The following is an 18,108-nucleotide window of genomic DNA, read 5'->3' as shown; positions in this document are numbered from 1 at the left end:
ATCCACGCCCCGCAGGGTATCGCGAATCCGCACCTCGGCGCCCCGGGCACCGAGTCACACCAGGTCTACCCGTGATTACTCACTGCAGCGGCGGAGCGCAGCTCGGTCTTTCGCCGACGAAGCGACAACAGCCCCTTCGCCATCTGGACCACGTCCTTGGGCGAGATACGGCTCGCGTGCGCCAGATGATCGTCGCTGAGTCGGATCGGGACCTCGACCGGGCGCACCCCAGCCAATTCGAGCGCGTAGTCCAATTCGGTGGTGAAAAGGAATCCACGCTCGGTCAGCGAGGGTGCGATTCGACGCAGCAAAACGCCGTCGACGATGAATGTCCCCTGGGGGTCGCCCGTGCGGGTGCCCAGCACCACCCGTCGTAGCGTCGCGAATCCACCCGTCATCACCGAACGCAGCAAGCCACGTTCCACCTCTGATTCCGAATGAGCCTTTGAACCGATGACCACCGGCGGGACGGACCCTAGATCCGCCATCACGCGGTCGGCGCCTTCGATGTCACCGAAACCGAACGGAAGGTCGTCCGCGGTGAGCAACACGCGTCGTCCACGAGAAGCAAGCGTCCCGGCGCGAAGCGCTGCGCCCATCCCTTTGTCGCTGCTCATCGGCAGGAAGGTCACTCCAGGCCAAGACCAGGAAGCTGCCAGAGCAGCACACACGTCGGCAGTGTTGTCCGTCGAACCGTTCTCCACGACGATGATCTCGACCTGACCGGCGCTCTCGGCCGGGCGGCTGGTGAAGTACTCGGCGAATTGACGCACCGTCGACTCCAGCACCTCGCCTGAGTTGTATGCGGGGATGATCACCGAGAGTTCCGGCGTAGCTGATTCCCCACGAACGGGTTCCGTTCGCGATGTCGCCACGTCCCGATCTCCTTACTTCCCCGACTGCAGTTCGAACTCGTCGGAATACTACGCTCCGAGAAACAAGGCGCAGCCCAGGCTCCGAGAAAAAGAGCACGACCCAGGCTCCGAACAACAGCCATCGACTCGAAGACGAAAGCACATCGTGAAATCTGACTTACCGCTCGCACAACGCGTGGTGCCGCCAATTCTTCTCGCCGCTCTGGTGTCGATCGTCGCCGCCATCCCACTGATCTCCAATCGGTGGTTCTACTACTGGGACGACAGCGCAGCAGCTTTCACGCCTGGTTGGCACACGATCGGCCAGCGAATCCTGTCCGGGTCATGGCCGACGCTCATTCCCGAATTGTGGGCCGGCGGCAATGTCACAGCCGAAGCCCTTTACGGGACATACAATCCCGTGATCCTTCTGGATTCGGTTGCCATTGCACTCATTCCGAACCTGGGAATCGGAATCACCCTGGTCAAGATGCAATTCATGGCGATTCTCGCGGTAGGCGTTTATCTGGTGGCCCGCCAGTACGGCGCCAATCGGTCGATGGCTTTCATCGCCGGATTTGCCATGCCGTTCGCCGGATACACGCTCTATTTCGACGCCTCCAGTTGGGCGTCCGGGCTGATCGCCTTCGCCTGGATCCCCCACGTCTGGTGGTCTACCCGCGCCAGCGCCCTCGGCCGAGTGAACCCCCTGGTACCGATCGTTTTCGGCTATCTTGCGATGACCACCGGAAACCCGTACGGCGCTGTCGGTGTCGCGGTCGTCTACCTCGCTGTCATAGCGGAATGCATCGCAATCAAACGCGCAGGCAGCATCAAATCACTGATGATCAGCGCGGCAGCGATCATCATGATGTCGCTGATCGTGTATCTACCGTTGCTCTTCACCACCGGTGTGTCGGTGCGTACTCAGTCCGGAATCGCGAACGACGGTTCGCTTCGACCCGATCTCGGTGACCTGCTCAACCTCTCCGGCCCGTCGAACCAGCCGTACGTCACCGCTTTCGCTTCGCCTGCCATGACGATTCCGCTGGTGTACCTGGCTTGGTTCCTCATACCGCTCGCACCGTGGATTCAGTGGAAGTCACTGAAGAAGTTGGGCCGCCACAGCGTCTCGCTGTTCGTCTTCGGCGGAATTTACGTCGTACTACTTCTCGGACCGTCGAATCTGTGGCTTTTCCGTTGGCCCGCGCGACTGCTCGAGTACGGTCAACTGCCCGCCATCGTGGTCACGGCGGTCGCCCTCTCTGCCGGACTGCATCGTGATCGAATCCGGACAAGATCAATCATCACCGCGGGATTGTTGGCACTTCAGTTCTATCTTGCCTGGTCGAATGTCCCGGAAGACATCGGTATTCACTCGGCATCACTGATAATCACCGTGGTTCTCACCGTCTTCGCGTTGGTCGTGGCCTACCGAAAGCCCCGCTACCTCGCCGGTGCACTCGCTGTCGGCATCGTCGTCGTGCTCAGTGCTCAGACCAATTTCTGGTTCACCGGAAACTACAACGTGACACCGTGGAAGTTCCCCCGGCAGGTGGCATTCCTGGAGTCCAAGTTCGAGGACCGTTACCAGGGAACCACTTTCGCGATTGCCGACCCCGTCAACATCCCGCCGGACAACGAAACCGGGCAGTGGGGTGACCTCCTGTTCGGCAACGCCTGGCAGCCTGCCGGAGTCAATGCCGTCAACAGCTACGCCGGAATCAGCTACAACGATTTCGTTCAAGCACTGTGCTTGAACTACTACGGCGGTGTCCAGTGTCCGGACGGCGTCGACCGACTGCTCGCTGAATCGCCGGGAACGGGTGTGTCCTGGCTCGACGCGATGCGAGTCGACACGGTCGTCGTTCAGAATTCCGGACCGTACGGCGGAAAACGCGCCCTCGACGCCCTACCGGAGGGCGAGTGGACCGTATCGCCGGATCGGGTGGTCACGGTCGGCCATCGCACCACCGAGCATCAGTGGCCCGACGGTCGCGTATCGGCAACGACGCCTGGTCTCGACGTGCGTGGCGATGCCGCCGCTACGGACACCAGGGAAACCGTCGAATACACCGGATCAGGCACGGTCACATTCGCCCTGCTGGCCTGGCCGGGTTGGAGCGCGACCGTAGATGGTCAGACGGTCGAGACGAAGGCCAGCCCCGGCGGGTTGTTGCAGGTCGATCTACCGCCGAGTGCCACGTCCGGATCTGCCCTCACCATCGAATTCAGTCCACCCGGAAGCACTTTCGGCTGGACTGTCGCCGGCGTCGGATTGCTCCTGGCACTGTCTCAAGGAGCGTGGGCCTTCCGACGCCGACGCAGCGGTCAGGACGACAACGCTGCAGCCAACGCAGATTCCGTCACCTCGTGAACCGCGCGGTGAGCGGGCAGAATCGACGCTCGCTCACCGTCTGCGTCACCGGTGCCCTGCACCAATCCGAGGAAATGCGTCAGCTGCGCGGCAAGCGGTTCCTCGCTGTAGCGGATCGTCGGAATTTCGATGACCGTCTGCTGCTGGTAGCCGTCCCGATCGGTGGGCATGTTGTCGTCGATGTGCCGGTAGATCGTGATGTCGCGACGCAGGAGATCGATCTCGATGAGTCGATCGGCCTCGAGCAACGACAGCTGGCGAATCTTGCGCTGACTGATCCGGCTCGCGGAAATCGTTGCAACAGCACCTGATCCGAAGCGCAATACGGCGTCGGCGCAATCTTCCGACCGGTTCTGCACGGACGTCGGGTGGAAGTAGCCGAACTCCCCTTTTGCCAAACTGGGTTCCGAGCCGGCAAATCCGATGGCAAGGTCGATATCGTGAATCAGCAGGTCCGTCGCGACACCCGTCGGAATGCGGGAAACGAACGGCGAGTGGCGGATACCGTTCACCTGCCACACATCGCCGGAGAACTCACGGGCGGTGCGGACAGCGGGATTGAACCGTTCGAGCAGTCCACACATCAGGGGAACACCGGACGCGCGTGAACGATCGACCAGGTCGACGCTCTGCTCGTACGTCGCTGCCAACGGCTTCTCCACCAGGACGGGCTTCCCCAGATCGAGAACCCGCCCGGCCAACTCGTAGTGCGCCGGCGTAGCAGCAGCGATCACGACAGCATCGATCTCGTCGAGGGAGTCGAAATCGGCGGCCCAACGCGTATCGAACCGCGCAGCAACAGCTTTGCCCTGCTCCTCGCGCGGCTCGATCAGCAGATCCAACTCGCACAGCGCCGACTGCGCGATGACCCGCGCATGCAGCGAGCCCATCTGACCGGATCCGACAAGAGCGATACGTGGCTTGCTAGCAGTCATTTTTCAGGCCTCCATGGCGCCGCGTACCGCGGCAACGATCTGATCGACGTCGCCGGCGGACAACGCAGCGTGGACGGGGATGCTCAGGCACCGCGACGCGACCGAAGTGGCCACCGGCGTCTCGTCGATGACGACGCGCGGATGTTCGCGGTAGCACTCGTAGTCGTAGACGGCCTTCGGGTAATAGATGCCGCTACCGATGTCCTTCGCGGCCAGACGCTCACTCAACTGGTCGCGAGTGATCGGTGCGTCTTCGGCCAGCAGCAAGGTGAACTGATGCCAGACATGTCCACGACCGGACAGTTCGCTCGGCAGGATCAGTCCTTCGACGTCCTTCAGGCCGACACGCAAGGCCTCCGATTCCGGCGGCGCGCCTCGACCTGCTGCATGTACGTCGCCATCTGGGGCAGAGCCAAGCTCGCCTGGAGGTCAGTCATCCGGTAGTTCTGGCCGACCATCTCGTACTGGTAGCGCGCCCGCATGCCCTGGTTGCGCAGGACCCGAAGTCGATCGGCGATCGCGTCGTCGTCGGTCGTGATCATTCCGCCCTCGGCGGTCGTGAGGTTCTTCGTTGCATAGAACGAGAAGCAACCCACACCGAAACTGCCGGCGCCTCGCCCGTCGTACGTCGCTCCGTGGGCCTGAGCGGCGTCCTCGACGACAGTCAGACCGTTTTTCGATGCCAGCGGCATCAATGCGCCCATGTCCGCCGACTGTCCGTACAGATGAACCGGCATCAGCACCTTCGTGCGGTCACCGATTCGATCGGCAGCGACTGCCGGGTCGATGTTGAAATCGGACTCGGAGATATCGGCAAACCTCGCGGTCGCGCCTGCCTCGAGAATTGCATTGAGGGTGGCCACGAACGTGAACGGCGTGGTCAGAACCTCGTCACCTGGCTGAAGATCCTGGACCTGAAGAGCCGCGATCAATGCGGTCGTGCCGTTGTTCACCGCCACCGCGTGTCGCGTTCCGACCAGCGCCGCGAACTCGTCCTCGAGCCGCTTCACCTTGGGTCCCTGCGCGACGATTCCCGATCGCAGAGTGTCCAGCACCTCGCGCTCGACTTCTTCCCCGAACGAGATACTGGATATCGCGATCACTGAGTTACCTCCGATAGATTCATCCGACCGTCGTCGGAACGAAATACCCCGACAACCCAGGAAGCGTATCGAAACACGATTCGATACTTCGAGAGGATTCCGGAACCTGCATGTCTGAACGAGCCGACTGCCACATCCATCCGACCGCCGTGATCGGCGCCGACGTACTGATCGGGGCGGGAGTCACGATCGGACCGAACGCGGTACTCACGGGCCCACTCGAGATCGGCGACGACTGCTGGATCGGCTCGGGAGCGGTCTTGGGAGCTCCCCCCGAGATCCTCGGCGCGTTACATCCGACGTCCTGGTCCGTCAGCGCCGGTCTGGGAATTCGAATCGGTGCTCGAACGACGATTCGCGAATTGAGCACAGTCCATCAGGGAAGCGAACGCCGCACCGAAATCGGCGAAGACTGCTTCGTGATGAACAGAGTGGGAATCGAGCACGACGTGCAGATCGGTGACCGCTGCGTCGTGTCCTCCGGTACGACGCTTGCCGGGCACGTCAGCGTCGGAGACGGCGTCAACCTGGGCATGCACACTGTCGCGCACCAACGACGCGTCGTCGGCTCCGGATCCATGATCGGCATGGGAACCGTCGTGGTCAAGGACGTCCCGCCCTTCTCCAAGGCCTTCGGCAACCCGGTGTCGTTGCACGGTGTCAACCGGGTCGGAATGAGTCGGTCGGGAATCGCGGAGGAGGACATCGCCGCGATCGAAGCCGTGTACGCCGCGGGAAGCTTCGGCACGTCACCGGCCATTCCGGACTCGCTGTCGGAGGCCTTCACCTGGTGGCGGGAACGCGCCGACAAACCGCTCGTGGTTTAGCGAGACAAATCCTGGTTGGTATCGTCTGCGAAATGACGAACGGGCGGGATGCAGGCGCGTGAGTACCTCTCCCGAATCTGAACAACCGGTCGAAGACGTCGAACCGGCCGCAGAGCCGAACGCTCTACGCGGCCTTCTCGTCAACGGATTCAAGGTCCTCGTCACCCTCGCGATCGTCGTCGCGATCATCTTCGCGGTGAAGTCCCAATGGTCCGAGGTCAAGAACACGATCACCGAGCTGAACTGGTGGACGCTTGCCGCCTCGTCGGTGTTCATCTTCCTCGGTATGGGTGCCGCAGTGCGGGCCTGGCAACACGCACTCGGCGCCCTCGAACAACCGATTCCGGCCTTCGACGCCGCTCGCGCTTATCTGGTCGGCCAACTCGGCAAGTACCTTCCCGGCAGTGTCTGGGCCTTCGTTCTGCAAACGGAACTCGTGAGGCGCGCCGGTGTGTCCCGTGCCGCAGGCTTTGTCGCAGTGCTGGTCACGGTGGGGTTGAGCACAACTTCGGCGCTGGTCGTCGGCCTCTTCGGTCTACCTGCCCTGTTCGAGGTCAGCACGGCGGCAGCGGTCGGCGTGATCATCCTCGTACCGATCGCATTGGTCTGCGCCTACCCGCCGGTGCTCACACGCCTGGTGAACCTCGCGCTGAAACTGCTCCGCCGCACGCCGCTGCACAAGCCGCTCACGATGCACAAGATTGCGCTCGCGTTGGGCTGGTGCGCAGCAAGCTGGGTGCTCTACGGCATCCAGTTGTGGCTGCTCGCGTCCAGTTCGGCCGGCTTCGAAATCCGTGGGCTCGTCCAGTGCATCGGCGCTCTCGCCCTCGGTATGTGCGCGGGGGTCCTCGTCTTTGTCGTCCCGTCCGGAATCGGTGTCCGCGAAGCCGTCATCGTCGCAGCGCTTTCACCGTTCATGGATGCCGGCGTCGCGCTCGGCCTCGCACTGGCGTCGAGGCTGCTGTTCACCCTCTGTGAGGTCTTTGCCGGCGTCGTGGCTGCACTGTCGGGATCACGAGGCCTGCGCAATGCACTCGTGCACGAGCGCTCGCGGGTGCCGGACCCCACCAAAGCCTGACGTTCGGTCAGACCACTTTCTCGGACGCGGAATACTGCGTCTCGACGCCGGCCTTCTGCGGACGCCACCACTGCTCGTTGTCGCGATACCACTCGACGGTGGCTTCCAGTCCGCTTCGAAAATCGCGGTACTGCGGCTTCCACCCGAGCTCCTGCTGCAGTCGCGTCGAATCGATCGCATACCGCAGATCGTGACCAGGGCGGTCGGTGACGAAGTCGAAATCGTCCGGCTTGCGTCCGAAAATTTCGAGCAGAGCCGCAATCACCGTCCGGTTGGCGGTTTCACCGTCGGCGCCGATCAGATAAGTCTCGCCGGACTTTCCGCGGTCCAGAATGTCCCAGACGGCGCGGTTGTGGTCCTCGACGTGAATCCAGTCGCGGACGTTGCGGCCTTCCCCGTACAACCGTGGACGCACTCCGTCGAGCAGATTGGTGATCTGGCGTGGGATGAACTTCTCCACATGCTGGTACGGGCCGTAATTGTTGGAGCAGTTCGAGATGGTCGCCGCGATCCCGAACGAGCGCACCCAGGCGCGCACGAACAGATCACTCGACGCCTTGGACGCGGAATACGGGCTCGACGGGTTGTACGGTGTCGTCTCCGTGAACTTCGCCGGATCATCCAGTTCGAGGTCGCCGTACACCTCGTCGGTCGAAATGTGGTGATAACGGACCCCGTGCGAACGCACAGCCTGCAGGAGCGAGAAGGTTCCCATGACGTTGGTGCGCAAAAACGGTTCGGGGTCGGCGAGGGAATTGTCGTTGTGGCTTTCGGCCGCGAAGTGCACGACTGCGTCGGAGCGCGAGACAAGATCGTCGACCAGCGGCTCGTCGGCCACGTCGCCGTGGACAAACGTGATCCGGTCCTCGACGGACGCCAGGGACTGGCGATTTCCGGCGTAGGTCAGAGCGTCGAGAACCGTGACTTCCACGTCGGGACGCGTCGCCACCGTCTGATGAACGAAATTGGCACCGATGAAGCCGGCACCCCCGGTGACCAGTAGTCGCACGTCATCTCCTCAGGCTCATCGGACGAACCCCACTTTAGCGGCCGGGCGTGTCATGTCCGTTTGCGTCGGCAGGCAGGAGTGCAGGACACTGCACGCATGCGCGGAATCATTCTGGCCGGTGGCACCGGGTCGCGGTTGCACCCGATCACCCTCGGAGTGAGCAAGCAACTCTTGCCTGTCTACGACAAGCCGATGATCTACTACCCGCTCTCCACTCTCATGCTCGCCGACATTCGCGACATCTTGATCATCACGACCCCACACGACGCCGAACAATTCCGCCGGGTTCTCGGCGACGGCTCACAATTCGGCGTCAACCTCACCTATGCAGTGCAACACGAACCGAACGGCCTCGCAACGGCATTCACCCTCGGCGCAGAGCACATCGGATCCGACTCCGTGGCGCTCGTCCTCGGCGACAACATCTTCTACGGCCCCGGCCTCGGAACCCAACTCAGGCGTTTCTCCGACATCGACGGCGGAGCCGTATTCGCTTACTGGGTCTCGAATCCGACCGCCTACGGCGTCGTCGAATTCGACGACTCGGGTCGCGCCGTGTCCATCGAGGAAAAGCCGACGTCGCCGAAATCCAATTACGCAGTCCCCGGCCTCTATTTCTACGACAGCGACGTCGTGGACATCGCACGCACTCTGAAGCCCTCTGCGCGTGGCGAATACGAAATCAGCGACATCAATCAGCACTATCTCGAAGCTGGCAAACTTTCTGTCGATGTCCTCCCCCGCGGAACCGCGTGGCTCGACACCGGCACACCCGATTCCCTGCTCGAGGCAGCGAACTACGTGCGGACCATCGAACACCGCCAAGGCCTCAAGATCGGTTCCCCTGAAGAGGTTGCGTGGCGTCAAGGATTCATCAGCTCCGACCAATTACGCACTCAGGCAGAAGCATTGGGAAAATCCGGGTACGGCAACTACCTACTCGAGCTGCTCGAGCACGGCAAGGAATGGTGACGTGGAAATCCGTCCACTGAAGATCGCCGGAGCTTGGGAAATTACACCGAAGCAGTTCGGCGACAACCGCGGTGTCTTTCTCGAATGGTTCAAAAGCTCCGCCTTCACCGCCGCGACCGGCCGCACTCTCGACCTCGCGCAGGCCAACTGCTCGGTTTCCGAAGCCGGTAGCCTCCGCGGGATCCACTTCACCGACAATCCGCCCGGACAGGCGAAGTACATCACCTGCGTGAAAGGTGCCTTCCTCGACGTTGTCGTAGACCTGCGCGTCGGATCACCGACCTTCGGCGAGTGGGATGCGGTGGTGATCGACGACGTCGATCGACGAGCGGTGTTCCTGGAGGAAGGCCTCGGCCACGCGATCCTTTCACTCGAAGACGGATCGACAGTGATGTACCTGTGCAGCATCGAATACTCGCCCCACCTGGACCGCGACCTCGATCCCTTCGATCCGGAACTCGCGATCGAATGGCCGAGAACAGACCGTAAGGGCAACCCTCTGACCTACGAGCTCTCCGCAAAGGACGCTGCCGCGCCGTCCCTGGCAACGCTCCGCGCGGACGGCATGTTGCCCGGTTTTGTGGCCGAAGATTCGCCGAATCGGTAATCTTCACCTTTCACGACTCGATGGCATGACACCGGCGGGACGGACGGCTGGATGACCAAACGTGCGAGCAGACGCGGCCTGTGGACGGCCGTCGTTCTCGCAGCCGGCCTCGGTGGTCTCGCGCTGGTCGCGCCGCCCCTGACTCCGGGAACGATCGAGTCCGCACCGGTCACCGTCATCACGACCACCCCACCCGCGCCGGTTGTTCCACTCACGCCGGAGGAGCTCTCGGCCCGGGTGGTCCCCACCATCGTCACCATCACGGCGCCGGCCGGATTCACCACCACTGCTGGGACCGGGATCGTGCTCTCCCCTGACGGAGTGGTGCTCACGAATCACCACGTCATCAGCGGAGCTTCGGACGTCACTGCCGTCAGCATGTCCAACGGGCTGATCTACGACGCCGAGATCCTCGGGTACGACAGCGTCAGCGATCTTGCCGTCCTTCGACTCGCGGGCGCTGACGATCTGCCGGTGGCTGTGGTCGGCAAATCAGCAGAAGCCGCTCGCGGGGACTCCGTCACCGCAATCGGAAATGCGGAAGGCGGCGGAGTACCCGTCCCTGCTCCCGGCGTCATCACCAACCTCGGTGTCACCGTCAACACCCGCAACGTGTCCGACGGATCGCGAAACCAGTTGAAGGGCCTCATCGAGGTCGACGCGGACATCCGGCCTGGCGATTCCGGTGGCCCCCTGGTCAACGCCGTTGGCGAGCTGATCGGCGTCAGCAGCGCGGGCAACGCCGTCACCGACCGCACCGAAACCTCACCGGCGCCTCAGTCCTACGCGATACCGATCGACACCGCACTACCGATCGTCGAGCAGGTACTCGGTGGCCGCTCCTCCGAGACCGTGCGTGTGGGACCGACACCCGTACTCGGTGTCGCGGTGAAGGATCACGCGGACATGCCGGCCGGCGCCGAAGTTGTTGCCGTGAGCTTCGATTCGCCGGCCGAGCGGGTGGGGCTGACCAAAGGTGCGGTCATCACCGAGTTCGGTGGCAGCCGGATCGCGTCGTCCGCTGATCTCAACGCGGCGATGAGCTCGCGCCGCCCCGGCGACACCGTCGCGGTGACGTGGGTGGACGCAACCGGGCAACCCGGGACCGGTTCGCTGGTCCTCGACGAGGGGCCACCTCGCTAGTCGTACAGGGCGCCAGCCGTGAAAGCATCGTGGCATGACCACGGTTCTCCTGCTCACCTGTGACGGCGCCGCCCGCGAGGCGGATGTCGAAAGCAAACTCGTCATGGAAGCTCTCACCTCCTACGGCATCGCGTCGACGATGGCGCCGTGGTCGAGCCCGTCCCTCCTCGATATCGACGCCGACCTGGTTCTGATCCGCTCGACCTGGGACTACACCCAGCGCCTCGACGAATTTCTTGCCGTTCTCGATCAGCTGACCGCTCCGATCGCCAATCCACTCTCGATCGTGAAGTGGAACGCACACAAGGGATACCTCACCGAACTTGCCGCGGCCGGCGTACCTATCGTCCCAACCGCTGTGATCGCTGCCGGACAGAGCGAAACACTCACCCTCCCTTCGTTCGAGGGTGCCGACGTCATCGTCAAGCCGGCAGTGTCCGCCGGCGCTGTCGGAGTGGGAAAGTTTGCCTCGGGGTCCGCGCAGGCCCACGCTCACCTCAGCTCGATCCTCGAGAGTGGCAACGACGCGTTGGTCCAGCCATTCGTCTCGGACGTCGTCGACGGCGAGCGCTCGATCATCCACATCGGCGGACGCTACTCGCACGCTGTCCGGAAGATCCCGGCCGCCAACGACTTCCGCGTGCAGGAATTTCACGGCGGAACCAACCACCTCCACGAACCGTCCGCCGCCGAACTCGCGGTGGCCAACGCGGCACTGGCCGCGACCCCATGCGGCCCCGGCGAATTGCTTTATGCACGTGTGGACGTCGTGGGCCCGGTGGATCAACCACTGCTCATGGAAGTGGAATTGATCGAGCCAGAACTCTTTCTGCCATTCGCCCCTGGATCTGCCGACGCCCTCGCACGGGCAGTTGTCGCGTCACTAGGTCGGTGACGCGCCACGGAGTGCCTTCTTGTCGATCTTCCCCAAAGCAGTGAGCGGCAGCGCTTCCAGAATCGAAATCTCCTTGGGCGCCCAGATCGGACCCTTGTGCGATCTCACGTGCGCGATGAGTTGATCGGGTGTGACCGACCATCCCGTCTTCAGTACGACTGCGGCGGTAACAGCTTCTCCCCATTGAGAATCGGGGACCGAATACCGCACATGCTGCCACCGCGGGATGATGTCCGAGTGAGTCCTCGACTTCGCGCGGGTAGACGTTGAATCCACCACTGATGATCGTGTCTTTGATGCGGTCGACGATCGAGATGAGCCCACTTTCGTCGATTCGAGCAACGTCGCCGGTGTGCAACCACCCATTCGCGAGCGCTGCAGCGGTTTGTTCAGGTTTGTTCCAATAGCCGTCCATCACGAGCGGACCTCGCACACAAAGCTCGCCGGGTACGCCCGTCGCCGTCTCGTTTCCCTGCTCGTCAAGCAACACCACTTCGACACCTGGCATCGCGCGCCCACAACTCCCCAAAACTGCGGGATCGTCCGTGTGCTCACGTGTATCGAGTACCGTCAACGCATTCGGGGCTTCGGCCTGACCGTAATGCTGGCTCAGGATCGGCCCGAACACCGCCCCTGCCTGCTCGAGCCTGGTGGGGTCGATGGGTGCAGCACCGTAAAGCATCCAGTTCAGCCCAGACAGATTCGCATCCGACAGGCGTGGATGGTCGAGTAAGGCATAGAGCATCGTGGGAACCACGAATGTAGCTGTGACTCCGCCATTTTCGATGGCGTCGACAACTCTGTCCGGGTCGAACGACCTGTGCAACTCGAAGCTTGCACCTCGCAGCAGACCGGGTGCGACGAGCAGACCGGCAGCATGAGACATCGGCGTAGTGAGCAGCATGGTGGTTTCAGCCGGCCACTCCCACGTGGTGCAGGCCCAGGCATTGGCGACCAAGGATCGGTCCCTGAGCATGACGCCTTTCGGCTCACCGGTGGTTCCACCGGTGTAGAAGAGATACAAAGCTCGACCCTGACCGCCTAAGCCTGAACCTATTCCCGCCGTACCCAATTCACACGCTGATTCGAGGGCTGACAGTGACATCACTCGAGTCTGTGCCGCTTCGGCGCGTACCTGGAACTGTCCGTCGGCAACCAACAGGAGATCGGTACCACTGTCTTTCAGCACCATCCTGTCGTTCTCTTCGGTCGCGAGCGGATGGAGTGCCGTGTAGCGCACGCCCGCCAGACACGCCGCGGCCATGACCGTGAATGCTTCAGGACACGGCCCCGCAAGCAGGGCGACCCCGGCTCCGTCCGGCAGAGCGAAGCTACTGAGGACACCTGCAATCCGCTCGATCTGTTCCGCAGTCTGCCAATATGTCAGCTCGGCCCGATCACCGTTCCGATCCGTGAATCGAAACGCGATGTGGTCTGGTCGGCGTCGCAGCGCCGACAGAATCAGATCCGCATATCCCGCTTGCACCTGCAAGCCTGGCGCCATCGGTTCATCGTTCATGATGTCCGCGTTCATCGTGGCCCTCCCAAGATCGTGACCGCGGCGACGGCTTCCTCGATGCCGTAGAGACCTCCGCCGTTCTCTGCGACCGCGATTCGAGCACCCGGAACTTGTCGCCGCCCTGCTTGTCCACGCAACTGCGTGACAAGTTCGAAGACCTGCGCCAGTCCCGTTGCCGAGACCGGATGACCACGGGACTCGAGCCCACCTGACGGATTGACCGGACGCACGCCTCCCAACGAACTCGCACCGGACGCCGACCACGCGCCGCCCTCACCGATCGGGCAGAACCCCAGATTCTCGACCTGCTGCACTTCACCGAAGGCCGTGGCGTCGTGGACCTCTGCCACATCCACATCGCCTGGCCCGACTCCGGCTTCCTCGTATGCGCTCATTGCTGCACGGCGACCGATGTGACTCTCCACGTCATCTGCGGTCCGATCCGTGCCTGACACCAAGCTGCAACCGAGTACCTGCGCCGCCCGCCGAGAGGAATCGTGCCTTCGAGCAAAGTCCGCACTGGTCACAATGACCGCCGCTGCACCGTCACTGACGGGCGAGCACATCGGAACTGTCAGAGGCCACGCGACTCGCCTTGCGGCAAGCACCTCTTCGACGCTGAAGAGTTTGCGAAAGTGCGACCGCGGATTGTGCACGGAATGCGCATGATTTTTGGCTGCTACGGACGCGAGCTCGAACTCGGTGGTTCCGAATCTCTCCATGTGCGCCCGGGCAAGAGAAGCGTAGATCTCCATGAACACCGACCGCTCACCCTGCGATCCGAGTGCATCCGGCAGCGGAGCGGACAGCGAAGCAAGGCCCGCGAGCGTCTCGTCGCGATGCGCAACGTCGAGTGCACCGTCGAACACCTCCAGACTTCGAGCCGGATCCGAGCACACCAGCTTGTCCACCCCGACCGCCAACGCGACCTCGGACAGACCGGCGCGAACGTGGGCGATCGCCAGCCAGAGTGCAGTCGCGCCGCCGGCGCAGGCATTTTCGACATTGACGACCGGGACTCCCCCGAAACCGTATGGCCTCAAGGCAATCTGGCCTGGGATCATGTGCTGCCGGTCGATCGCCTTCTGGCTGACTGTCGCGTAGAAGACCGCACCGACGTCACCGCGGGTCAGGCCCGCGTCTTCGACGGCATCGATCGCCGCACGCCCCGCCAATTCCGAGGCCGCGGTATCCGCGTGCCGCCCGAAGAGAGTCGCGCCGACACCGAGAACCATGACTTCGCCGCTCACGCCACCACTCGATTCCTCAATACACCGAGGCCGGTGACCTCGAGTTCGACTACGTCTCCCGGTTCCAGGAACCGCCCGTGCTCCAAGCCGCATCCACTCGGCACGGTGCCGGAACAGAAGACTTCACCCGGGTACAGCCGCGTGGAAGTCGAAGCGAACGAAATCACGTCCTCGAAACGATGGTCCATGTCGGCGCTGGTTCCTCGGCTCACCTCGTCTCCGTTGATTCTCGCGGTCATCTCGAGTTGGTAGGGGTCACCGACTTCGTCGGCCGTCACGATCCAGGGCCCGAGGACATTCGCGTTCGAAAAGTCCTTGCTCTTACTGAGACCGAGTCCGGTGGAGATCTCCTCGAGCTGAGTATCGCGGGCGCTGAAATCGTTGAAGATGGTGTAACCGAAGATATGCGCAGGGGCATCCGCGCGTGAGATGTCGGTTCCACCGCGCCCCAGCACACAGGCGAATTCGAGTTCGTAATCGCGCAGGCTCGAGTACTCGGGCCACACGACGTCAGATTTGTGTCCGGTCACCGCCAATCGGTTCGCTATGTAATACAGCGGGCGCTCCAACTGGATCTTCGGCAGTTCGACGTCCTCGAGTGCGACCCCTTGAATTCGGGCGCGAGCGTTGCGGAAGTGATCCATGAAGCAGCCGAAGTCTCGGATCTGGACCGGCTGAGGAAGCGGCGACATCCAGCGCACATCACCTGCGTCGACGATTGCACTTGCCGGCGGCTCGTCTGCGAGCCGATCCAGGGTCTCCCGTGCCGCCGGACCACCTTCGATGATGGTTTGCATGGTTTCCAGTTCTGGAGCCGGTTTTCCCGTCACATCATGATGAGCTCGCTCGAGTAACAACAGTTGCTCGCCGCTGCCCGTCACCAGAGCCGTCTGCTGAGTCTTTTCGTATTCGACGGTCGCAAGTTTCACTGTGAGTCAATACCTTTCACTGAATTGTTCGTTAGGTGAGGCAGGAATTTTGCTCAGACGAACGCGACCACACGAGCCGGGGCAGCGCTGGCTCGCGCAAGCTTGATCGGGAAAAACGCCACGTGAAATCCCGAGGGCGGAAGCGCGGCGAGGTTCGCCAGTTGCTGAACGATGAATACTTCACGTTCGCGTCCGGCCCGGTGCCCGTCCCAGAGAACCGAGTTGTCCACGGTGTCACGAAATTTCTGCGCCATGACTGCAAAGCTCAAGTCCCAGCCGGCAGCGTCGGTGCCCAGCACCTTCGCGCCTTGCTCGGCGAGAAACAGCGTGCCTTCGCGACTCATCCCTGGATACTGAAAGAACCCTGGATCAGCCAAGGTGAAGCTCTCTTGTCCGGTACGGAGCAACACGGCACCACCCTGGGGAACGGACGCACCGTTTTCCGCCAGGGCAGCTTTCAGCGCGTCCACCGAGATCGGCTGATTCGCCTCGCACCGGCCGCGCAGGTCGAGCACCACTGTCTCGCAGAACAATTCATCCAACGCGATGTCTGTGATCGTGCGAGAAGGCTTACCCTCCGAGGTTGATCCGTAGTGCAACGGCGCGTCGACGTGTGTGCCCAGATGGCTGTTGAACTCACTCAACATCTCCGATCCCCACCCCTCACCGTCCGGAAGATCATGAACTCCGCACTGCAGTGCTGCCGCGAACTCGTCGCGTCCGGCACCTGCGGGGTGCGAGTAGGTCACCGAGGGGGCAACGACGGAAGCCAGTGCCTTCAAACCCTCGGGGAGCAATTCCCGATCGGCCGGATCGAGAGTTCTAGTCAGATCGATGAGTTCCATGTCCGCCCATTCCGTTAAGTTATTGGACGCTCAGCATAGAACTGGACGATGAACATAGGCAAGAGGGTGTCGCGAGAGGAATACGGCCGGCCGATGGCCGGCCTCGTAGCATGAGTGCGGTGCGCAGGTCTCGGCCCCGACGGGCGCGTCGACGTCACCGCGTGCCGGAATTGGCTGCACTCGAGAACGAAAGAAGGCAGGAACACCGAATGGCGTCGACACGCAAGCAGGAGATTTCCGAGGAAACCAGACGGCGACTGGTGAAAGCCGCGGCCGAACTGGCTGCCGAAGGCGGGTCGACCGCGATGTCCGTACAAGCCGTGGCAGAAAGATCCGGTATCAGCAGAGGGTCCGTGGCCTGGCACTTCGGATCGAAGGACGGGCTTCTACGAGCCGTCGTCGAGGACGCATTCCGGTGGGGCATGGAAAAGCTACGCGCAGAGTTGGCATCATCCTCGGCGACTGGAATCGAAGCATTGATCGAAGCCAACTTCGTACTGATGTCATACCCCGAGGCACGAATTTTCTCGACCATCTTGATCGAAGCCGTGATTCCCGGGTCCACCATCCGCGAGACCTACGCAGAGCAGTACGTCGCAATGCGAACGCTGTACGCGGACTACCTGCGTTCGATCGACACCCCGGTCACCAATCCGGAGTTGGTTGCCGTCACCCTTCTGGCCGGCACTCTCGGGATCAACCTCCAACATCGCCTCGATCCCGACAACGTCGATCGACGTTCAGCAGTAACCGAGCTCGAATCGATCTATGCCCGCGCGATGGCACCTACCACAACGTCAGGACACGAGAATCCCTAACCGGACCGGAAGTTCAACTTCCCGAACAACTTTCGCCCGCGACCTGGGGCGGGACCGCATCCAGCCTGGTGCGAATGAACCTGGCAACGTCACGTAGCGCTGCCCGGCTCTCCGGCAGGCCAGGCCAGACGGCGGGAAACGCGTGAACCTGGCCGTTCCAGATCTGCAGCGAGCACGGCACCCCCGCGGCGGCGAGCCGTTGCGCCATCACCTCCGAATCGACTCTGAGCACCTCGGATTCGGCGGCGATCAGCAACGACGGCGGCAGAGCGGCCAGATCGCCGTCGACGGGTGAGTTCGTCTGTCCGCCAAGCTTTCCGATCGCCATCAATGCCGACACCGGGGCGATGACGTCGCGTCGAGCGTTGGCGTGGACTGATTTGGTGGTGCAATCGAGATCGAGGAGCGGTGAGAGCCCGACCAGGCCGGCCGGAACCTCGAGCCCCGCGGAAACTGCTGCAAGCGCCGTCGCGAAGACCAGGAAACCTCCGGCCGAATCACCAACGAAGACAACCTTTTCCGGCAAGGCTCCCTGTTCGAGGAGCCACCGGTATGCATCGAGACAGTCGTCGACGGACCCGCTGATGCTCGTGCTCGGCAACTGTCGATATGCGATGTGCAGGACCGGAAGGCCGGTTCGCTTGGCGATGCTTGCAACGACCGGCCGATGCGTGTTGAGCCCGCAGCACATGAACCCGCCGCCGTGCAGGTAGAGAACAACACCGTCGCGCAGATCAGCCGTCGAGCCTGCCGTCCGCACGAGTTCACCGTCGAAACCTGGAAAGCGAATCGCTTCCCGATCGATCCCGGACGGAATGCGTACACCCGCGGCCGAGTCCAGCACTGCGGCGCGGCGCATGGCGCCAGGCGTCAGCGGCGCGATCCCGACCACGGGCCGAAGCATCCATCGGCACGCGTTGTAGAGGACCTGCGATTCGATACTCGGC

General features: G+C 62.6%; 16 protein-coding genes and 2 pseudogenes. 8 read left to right on the top strand and 10 right to left on the bottom strand.

The features are described from left to right. Positions 1-65: 65 nt before the first annotated feature. Positions 66-875: a glycosyltransferase gene (locus YH3_RS03130; protein WP_064442975.1), complete on the bottom strand. Its 810-nt coding sequence runs from the start codon at positions 873-875 to the stop codon at positions 66-68. Between the two features lie 145 nt (positions 876-1,020). On the opposite strand from YH3_RS03130, the gene YH3_RS03125 reads away from it, so the two are divergent. After that, the gene (locus tag YH3_RS03125; protein WP_064442974.1) at positions 1,021-3,231 is read left to right on the top strand and encodes a hypothetical protein; all 2,211 of its coding nucleotides are present in this window, start codon (positions 1,021-1,023) and stop codon (positions 3,229-3,231) included. Here YH3_RS03125 and YH3_RS03120 read toward each other — a convergent pair. Both YH3_RS03120 and YH3_RS37105 read right to left on the bottom strand, forming a co-directional pair. After that, complete coding sequence (locus YH3_RS03120) at positions 3,186-4,166, bottom strand: Gfo/Idh/MocA family protein (RefSeq protein WP_063315249.1); 981 nt, start codon at positions 4,164-4,166, stop codon at positions 3,186-3,188. The two genes, YH3_RS03125 and YH3_RS03120, sit on opposite strands and share 46 nt — an antisense overlap. Before the next feature lie 3 nt (positions 4,167-4,169). Next, positions 4,170-5,269 (bottom strand): annotated as a pseudogene (locus tag YH3_RS37105) (DegT/DnrJ/EryC1/StrS family aminotransferase). Between the two features lie 110 nt (positions 5,270-5,379). On the opposite strand from YH3_RS37105, the gene YH3_RS03110 reads away from it, so the two are divergent. Both YH3_RS03110 and YH3_RS03105 read left to right on the top strand, forming a co-directional pair. Then, entirely contained in the window at positions 5,380-6,096 is a 717-nt protein-coding gene (locus YH3_RS03110; RefSeq protein WP_058038038.1) for a DapH/DapD/GlmU-related protein, read from the top strand. Between the two features lie 58 nt (positions 6,097-6,154). Continuing rightward, positions 6,155-7,174: a lysylphosphatidylglycerol synthase transmembrane domain-containing protein gene (locus tag YH3_RS03105; protein ID WP_058038039.1), complete on the top strand. Its 1,020-nt coding sequence runs from the start codon at positions 6,155-6,157 to the stop codon at positions 7,172-7,174. Between the two features lie 7 nt (positions 7,175-7,181). Here the strand turns inward: YH3_RS03105 and rfbB are convergent, their stop codons facing one another. Next, positions 7,182-8,183 (bottom strand): dTDP-glucose 4,6-dehydratase, encoded by a 1,002-nt coding sequence (gene rfbB, locus YH3_RS03100; protein WP_064442973.1) that lies wholly within the window; start codon positions 8,181-8,183, stop codon positions 7,182-7,184. A gap of 96 nt (positions 8,184-8,279) precedes the next feature. On the opposite strand from rfbB, the gene rfbA reads away from it, so the two are divergent. The 4 genes from rfbA to YH3_RS03080 are packed head-to-tail and all read left to right on the top strand — an operon-like array spanning position 8,280 to position 11,800. After that, positions 8,280-9,155 (top strand): glucose-1-phosphate thymidylyltransferase RfbA, encoded by an 876-nt coding sequence (gene rfbA / locus YH3_RS03095; protein WP_003943968.1) that lies wholly within the window; start codon positions 8,280-8,282, stop codon positions 9,153-9,155. 1 nt (position 9,156) lies between these two features. Beyond that, positions 9,157-9,762 carry a dTDP-4-dehydrorhamnose 3,5-epimerase family protein gene (locus YH3_RS03090; protein WP_042921219.1) on the top strand — a complete coding sequence of 202 codons (606 nt, stop codon included), beginning with the start codon at positions 9,157-9,159 and terminating at the stop codon, positions 9,760-9,762. A 51-nt stretch (positions 9,763-9,813) separates the two neighbouring features. After that, positions 9,814-10,905, top strand: coding sequence for a S1C family serine protease (locus tag YH3_RS03085; protein ID WP_003943984.1), 1,092 nt, complete (start codon positions 9,814-9,816; stop codon positions 10,903-10,905). Positions 10,906-10,939: 34 nt separating this feature from the next. Continuing rightward, a complete protein-coding gene (locus tag YH3_RS03080) occupies positions 10,940-11,800 on the top strand; it encodes a RimK family alpha-L-glutamate ligase (protein ID WP_064442972.1) in 861 nt (286 codons plus the stop codon). Here YH3_RS03080 and YH3_RS36535 read toward each other — a convergent pair. The 5 genes and pseudogenes from YH3_RS36535 to YH3_RS03060 form a co-directional block, all read right to left on the bottom strand. Further along, on the bottom strand, positions 11,789-12,166 hold the full coding sequence (locus YH3_RS36535; RefSeq protein WP_238592582.1) for a hypothetical protein: 378 nt from the start codon (positions 12,164-12,166) through the stop codon (positions 11,789-11,791). The genes YH3_RS03080 and YH3_RS36535 overlap by 12 nt on opposite strands. A 94-nt stretch (positions 12,167-12,260) precedes the next feature. Next, positions 12,261-13,304: pseudogene (locus YH3_RS03075) on the bottom strand (AMP-binding protein); the annotation flags it as partial. 26 nt (positions 13,305-13,330) lie between these two features. Further along, positions 13,331-14,569 (bottom strand): thiolase family protein, encoded by a 1,239-nt coding sequence (locus YH3_RS03070; RefSeq protein ID WP_030535807.1) that lies wholly within the window; start codon positions 14,567-14,569, stop codon positions 13,331-13,333. Then, positions 14,566-15,498: a fumarylacetoacetate hydrolase family protein gene (locus YH3_RS03065; RefSeq protein WP_030535808.1), complete on the bottom strand. Its 933-nt coding sequence runs from the start codon at positions 15,496-15,498 to the stop codon at positions 14,566-14,568. The genes YH3_RS03070 and YH3_RS03065 overlap by 4 nt, the downstream gene beginning before the upstream one ends. A 53-nt stretch (positions 15,499-15,551) precedes the next feature. Further along, on the bottom strand, positions 15,552-16,343 hold the full coding sequence (locus YH3_RS03060) for a cyclase family protein (RefSeq protein WP_064442971.1): 792 nt from the start codon (positions 16,341-16,343) through the stop codon (positions 15,552-15,554). Positions 16,344-16,552: 209 nt separating this feature from the next. Here YH3_RS03060 and YH3_RS03055 point away from each other — a divergent pair, with 209 nt between their 5' ends. Beyond that, positions 16,553-17,161 carry a TetR/AcrR family transcriptional regulator gene (locus tag YH3_RS03055; RefSeq protein WP_158170230.1) on the top strand — a complete coding sequence of 203 codons (609 nt, stop codon included), beginning with the start codon at positions 16,553-16,555 and terminating at the stop codon, positions 17,159-17,161. 13 nt (positions 17,162-17,174) lie between these two features. Here the strand turns inward: YH3_RS03055 and YH3_RS03050 are convergent. Beyond that, positions 17,175-18,108: alpha/beta hydrolase (locus YH3_RS03050; RefSeq protein ID WP_064442970.1), on the bottom strand; the 934-nt coding region annotated here is incomplete at its 5' end.

The sequence above is a fragment of the Rhodococcus sp. YH3-3 genome, from assembly GCF_001653035.1.
In the GTDB taxonomy this organism is placed as follows: Bacteria; Actinomycetota; Actinomycetes; order Mycobacteriales; family Mycobacteriaceae; genus Rhodococcus_F; species Rhodococcus_F qingshengii.
Note: the sequence above shows the minus strand (reverse complement) of the source record. Positions and strands in the feature narration are given on the sequence as shown.